At 60.5% G+C, this 4739-nt stretch carries 5 protein-coding genes; 2 read left to right on the top strand and 3 right to left on the bottom strand.

Features of this window, described 5'->3' with window-relative positions:
• On the bottom strand, positions 1-791 hold a 791-nt coding region (locus EOL86_12050), incomplete at its 3' end, for a hydantoinase/oxoprolinase family protein (GenBank protein NCD26306.1).
• A gap of 223 nt (positions 792-1014) precedes the next feature.
• Between EOL86_12050 and EOL86_12045 the strand changes: the two genes are divergently transcribed.
• Positions 1015-1782, top strand: coding sequence for an inositol monophosphatase (locus tag EOL86_12045; protein ID NCD26305.1), 768 nt, complete (start codon positions 1015-1017; stop codon positions 1780-1782).
• Positions 1783-1796: 14 nt separating this feature from the next.
• Here EOL86_12045 and EOL86_12040 read toward each other — a convergent pair whose 3' ends face one another.
• Positions 1797-1988 (bottom strand): hypothetical protein, encoded by a 192-nt coding sequence (locus EOL86_12040; GenBank protein NCD26304.1) that lies wholly within the window; start codon positions 1986-1988, stop codon positions 1797-1799.
• 176 nt (positions 1989-2164) lie between these two features.
• Positions 2165-2371 (bottom strand): hypothetical protein, encoded by a 207-nt coding sequence (locus EOL86_12035; GenBank protein NCD26303.1) that lies wholly within the window; start codon positions 2369-2371, stop codon positions 2165-2167.
• Between the two features lie 347 nt (positions 2372-2718).
• On the opposite strand from EOL86_12035, the gene EOL86_12030 reads away from it, so the two are divergent.
• Positions 2719-4062 (top strand): pyridine nucleotide-disulfide oxidoreductase, encoded by a 1344-nt coding sequence (locus tag EOL86_12030; GenBank protein NCD26302.1) that lies wholly within the window; start codon positions 2719-2721, stop codon positions 4060-4062.
• Positions 4063-4739: the final 677 nt, after the last annotated feature.

Below are 4739 nucleotides of genomic sequence, written 5' to 3'. Positions count from 1 at the left end.
GTGCCGCCGATGTCCAGGATAAGGGCGTCCTCTGCGACCGGGGCCGTGCTCAGAATGCCCATGACCGAGGCCGCCGGACCGGAAAAGATGGACTGGACCGGGATTTCGCGCGCCAGTTTGAGCGGCATGGTTCCACCGTCGGCCTTGACGATGTTGATGTCGGCCTGGATATCCAGATCCTTGAGACTTTGCTCGAAGGCGTCGGCAAAGGCGTTGAAGGTCCGCCAGACCGCGGCGTTGTAGTAGGCCGTGCTCACGCGCCGTCCGAAATTGAGGGATTCGGAAACCCTGTGTCCCAGGGTGATGAAATCGGCCTGGGGGGCCAGGGCTTCGGCCATGGCCAGTTCCTGTTCCGGGTTGCGGGTGCAGAACTTGCCGACCACGCCGTAGACCCGGATGCCATCCTCCCGGCATTTGGTGGCCAGGGGCTTGATCTGGTCGGTCCTGGCCTTGGCCGTGACCACGCCCCGATGATCCACGCAACCGGACAGAATATGGTACTGGCTGCCCATGGCGTAGGCCTGGGGATTGATGCCGGGGCCAGGAATGACGAACATGCCGACCTTTTCCGTGTGTCCGGTGACGATGGAATTGGTGGACAGGGTCGTGCTCAGGTTGATGGTGCGGATGTCCGCGCCCTGGCAGTCTTTCAGGATGGCGCGCAGGGCTTCGGTGATGGTCGCCAGCAGATTGTCGTGATCCGTGGGCACCTTGGCCTGGGCCAGGAGCTGGCCGTCCCGGATGCACACGCCGTCCGTGTGGGTCCCTCCGACATCGATACCGATAAGCATGGGTCCAATCCTTGCGTGAGAGGTTGGGGCTGGTCATCACCTGGCCGGTGGCGACGGAAGCCCTTGCTTGTGTTTTCGGGCGCGTTGCATCACCAGTGGGGCGGTCCGAGCGTGAATTCCGCCGCACGCGTTGCCGCGCGGGAAAACAATACTTTTCAACGCAGCCAATATGCACCGGACTCAAAGGGAATCGCAAGCACAATTCCATAAACGGAGGGAAATCATGGATAAACAGCTGGTCGACGATTTTTTGGCCCATATCCGCGAGGCGGGCGCCATTGTCCGCCACCAATGGAACGACGCCAAACAGATTGTCTTCAAGGGACGCATCGATCTTCTGACCCAGACCGATCTGGCCGTGGAAGGCTATCTGCGCGAGGCTCTGCCCCGGATCCTGCCGGGATCGACCGTGTTGGCCGAGGAATCACACGCAACGCTCACGCCGGGCGAGTTGACCTGGATCATCGATCCCATCGACGGCACGACCAATTACGCCCACGGCCTGCCCGTTGCCGCCGTGTCCGTGGGGTTGTGGAAAAACGGGCGCGTGGTGCTGGGGGCCGTCTATCTGCCCGTGCTGGAGGAATTGTTCTGGGCCGTGCGCGGTCAGGGCGCTTTTTTGAACGGCGCGCGCATCCATGTCAGCGACGGGGCCGAAATGCGGAGATCGCTCATCGCCACGGGCTTTCCCTATGGATTTCATGAGGAAGTGGACCTGATCTGCGACCGTTTCAAGCGGGTCCTGCTGGCCTCCCAGGGCGTGCGCCGGCTGGGTTCGGCGGCCACGGATCTGGCCTATACCGCCTGCGGTCGCTTCGAGGGCTATTACGAAACCGGCCTCAAGCCCTGGGACACCGCCGCTGGCTGGCTTCTGGTGGAAGAGGCTGGCGGGCGGGTCAGTGGTTTGGATGGTTCGGGCTACCAGTTGGGTGAATATATGATCGTGGCCAGCAACGGCCGCGTCCACGACGCGCTGCTGGCCATGTTGTGAAGGCCGGGGGGTGTCTAGACCGTGATTTCAAGGGATGAAACGGCCGGAAGCAAGGTGCCCCTGGCCGTGTAGGTTGGTTCGGCGAGGATGTCCGGAGCTTTGGTATCCCGTTGTTTTCGCAAGCGGTGCCGCATGGTCCAGGTGGGGTGGCCGTCCGGCCATTGTCGACCTTGTCCTTGGGATTGGGAAATGCGTGTCAGTGCCATGATGTGTCCTTGGCCGTCCTTGGCCTGGTGGAAATTTTCATCGCGCGGCGTCCCTGCCGCATGTTTTGTATCGGTCATTGCCGGAAAAACTTGAGCGTCATGAAAAGGCCCCGGATGCACGCATCCGGGGCCAACTCGTGGAGAAGTCTCCACACCAAGCGCCATGGCCAGCCGTGTTACGCGATTGTGTCCGCGAGCGTGCCCTTGCCCGTGTAGGCGGCTCCGAGCACGCTTTTTTGGAAGTCGTAACTGTTGTTCATTCTGTTCTGGTTTTCATTGCGATTCATGTAGTCGAGCGTTGTGCTGACCACGGCGGCCCCGAAGGTTCGCCGATCCCAAATCTGGGACGAGGTGCCCAGGCCCGATGATGCTTGTGTTTCCATAAGTCCTCCCGGCCGCGCGGACCATGACGCTTACGGATTCCATCGGACAGAATCGTCGGAAAGTTAAGCCCGTATTCTTGGGCCGGGACGTGGAATGTCCGCTGATTTTTGATTTTTGTCTTTGTTCCCGGTGGTTGGGGTGTTTGCGCGTGAAGGCGACGGGGTCACGGATTGCATGGGGGGCGATCCTGGCAAAATCAAAAACAGAGTGCTACAAGGTTGCAATTGTCGTGGTCGGAGCGCGGGCTGGAACATTGGGACACCGGTCGCGGCGCGACTGTTCACGCTCATGACCGCGCGCCAACGGCATGACGAGAAACAACCAAAAAAGCTAACGGAGTTTTACCATGAAGCAGACAGACGTATTGGTGTTGGGCGGCCTTTCCGGAATAACGGCGGGGATCAGTTGCAGAAGGTATTACCCGGACAAAAAGGTGACCCTGGTGCGCAAGGAGGGGACGGTGCTCATCCCCTGCGGTATCCCGTATATTTATGGAACCGTTGGCGGACCGCAGAACAACGTGGTTCCTGACGGGTTGCTGGAGAGCAACGGTATCGAGCTGATCAAGGACGAGGCGATCACCGTGGATCGCGAGAAAAAGGTGGTTGCGCTCAAGGGCGGCGAGACCATCGGCTATGACAAACTGGTTTTCGCCACCGGGTCGCTGCCCATGGTTCCTCCCATCCCCGGCGTGGACAAAAAAAATGTCTACCCGGTGAAGAAGGAATTCGACTACCTGGGGTCCGTTCTTGAATGCATGAAGGGGGTCAAGGATCTGGTGATCATTGGTGGCGGCTTCATTGGCGTGGAATTCGCCGACGAATGCCGCAAGGGGCGGAACGTCAACGTGACCGTGGTGGAGGCCATGCCGCATTGCCTGCAGATGGCCATGGACGACGAGTACTGCGTTGAAGCGGAATCCAGGCTGACGGACGCCGGGGTCAAGGTCATGGTCAATACCAAGGTCGAGGCCATTCTGGGTGGCGACGCGGTTACCGGCGTGAAACTGGCGGGGGGCGTGGAGCTCAAGGCCGATATGGTCATTTTGGGCATTGGCGCGGTGCCGAATACCACCCTGGCCAAGGAGTCCGGACTGGAGATGGGCTTTCGCAACACCATCAAGGTCGACCGCTACATGCAGAGCTACAACGACCCCAATGTGTTCGCCTGCGGCGATTGCGCGGAGAAGCCGTCATTTTTCAACGGTCGTCCGGTGGGCGTGATGCTGGCCTCCGTGGCGACATCCGAGGCACGTATCGCCGGCTCGAATCTTTTTTCGCCGGTGCATCAGAATTGCGGCGTGATCAGCGTGTTTTCGACCATGATCAACGGCCGGGCCTTTGGCGTGGCGGGCCTGACCGAACGGTCGGCCGGGCAAATGGGCATGGAATATGTCACCGGCCTGGCCGAGGCTCCCGACACGCACCCCGGCGGCATGCCCAATTCGAGCATGACCAAGCTCAAACTGGTGTTCGCCAAGGATACGGGCGTGATTCTGGGTGGTTCCATTTCCGGCGGCCGTTCCGTGGGTGAAATGGTCAACGTCCTGAGCGCCTGCATCATGCACAAAATGACCGCCAACGACATGGTCCAGTTCCAGATGGGCACGCATCCGGCGTTGACATCCTCGCCCATCGCCTATCCCATCGTCAACGCGGCGTGCAAGGCGTTGCAATCCATGCGGCGATAGACGGGACCCGACTGGTGCCAGGAAACAATCCGAAACCGCATTCACGCGAAAAGCCATCCTGACGGGTGGCTTTTTGTTTGCGGATGCGGTCAGGCCCGTGCCGGAAATCTGAGTCGGATTTCATGGACCAGGATGATTCCGGCCACGACCAGCAGGGGCAGGAAATAGTAGATGACCCGGAAGCAGAGCAGGGCCGCGATGACGGCCTGGGGGTGGGTGGTCGGGGACGCGCCGAGGATGATCAGTTCGAAGAGTCCGGTGCCACCCGGGACATGACTGACCACGACGGCGACCATGGCCAGCAGGTACAGGCTCAGGAATTGGATGAAGTCCACGCCCAGGTCGGAGGGCATGAGGACGAACAGACAGCTCGCGGCCACGAACAGATCGGCCCAAGCCACCAGGATCTGGGCCAGGGCGATCTTGGGCGTGGGCAGGGTGAAGGATTCGCCCTTCAAGGTCAGTGGCTTGCGCCAGAACACGCACATGGTCAGATAGCCGATGGTGCCCAAAAGCAGCAGGACGGCCAGGACGTGCAGGCTTTCCTGGGGAATGCGCAAAAATTCGGGCAGGGGCACCGGTTCGATGAGAAAGACAATGCCGGCCAGGCCAAAGGCGCCGATCCAAAACGTCAGGGCCAGCATGGCCACCAAGCGCAGGATGTCGGCCAGGGAAAA

The organism is Deltaproteobacteria bacterium, from assembly GCA_009930495.1.
Taxonomy (GTDB): Bacteria; Desulfobacterota; Desulfovibrionia; order Desulfovibrionales; family Desulfomicrobiaceae; genus Desulfomicrobium.
This window is presented reverse-complemented; position numbering and strand designations above follow the sequence as displayed.